Source organism: Pseudoalteromonas sp. SR45-5, assembly GCF_014163565.1.
In the GTDB taxonomy this organism is placed as follows: Bacteria; Pseudomonadota; Gammaproteobacteria; order Enterobacterales; family Alteromonadaceae; genus Pseudoalteromonas; species Pseudoalteromonas distincta.
In genome coordinates, this window is sequence record NZ_JACJDN010000960.1 from 1 (window position 1) to 958 (window position 958).

General features: G+C 40.4%; 1 protein-coding gene. It reads left to right on the plus strand.

Annotated elements, in window-relative coordinates; translation table 11 throughout:
- Nucleotides 1–958: gamma-glutamyltransferase family protein (locus tag H5072_RS20365; RefSeq protein WP_182694625.1), on the plus strand; the 958-nt coding region annotated here is incomplete at both ends.

The following is a 958-nucleotide window of genomic DNA, read 5'->3' on the forward strand; positions in this document are numbered from 1 at the left end:
TATTTAAGCAACCCGAGTTAGCGGCAACGCTAAAGCGTATCCGTGATAACGGCCAAGATGGGTTTTATATAGGCGAAACTGCAAATATTATTGCTAAATTTATGCACCAACATGGCGGTATAATTAATCAAGATGATTTAAAAGGTTACACCGCTAAATCACGTACACCTATTAAAGCGAGTTGGAATGGTTATGAAGTACTTACTTCTCCACCGCCGAGTTCAGGTGGTATTGCTATTTTACAGTGGCTTAAAATGTATGAGCTACAAAAACCAGATGCGGGCTTAGCGCATAACTCTACTCAGTATGTACACTTACTTTCTGAAATAGGTAAACGTGTATTTGCAGATAGGGCGGAGTACTTAGGCGATCCTGATTTTTTTGATGTACCAGTCAACGCATTAACTAATATTAACTACCTCAAAGAGCGCAGTAATGGCATTTCGTTAACCGCTATCTCGACTACCGAAAATATTAAACCGGGCCTTAAAGAAAGTGAGCAAACTACACACTTTTCAATTGTTGATAAAATGGGTAACGCTGTCGCAAATACCACCACAATAAACTTAGGGTTTGGTAGCGGTGTAGTTGTTGAAGGTGCAGGGTTTATTTTAAATGATGAAATGGACGATTTTAGTGCCAAACCAGGCGTTATGAATGTGTTTGGTGCAATAGGCGGCAAAGCTAACGAAATACAGCCGCACAAGCGTATGCTTAGCTCTATGACGCCTACAATACTCCTTAAAGACAACACCGTTAAAATGGTGACAGGCTCGCCAGGTGGCACAACGATTATTAGCTCTGTGTACGAATCTATCTTAAATGCGGTAGAGTTTGATATGACTGCAGAGCAGGTTGTAAATAGCCCTCGTTTTCATCATCAACTGTGGCCTAAAAATATAATTAGAACACACATAGGTTTAACCGATAGCGTAAAAGCAGAGCTTACAAAAATGGG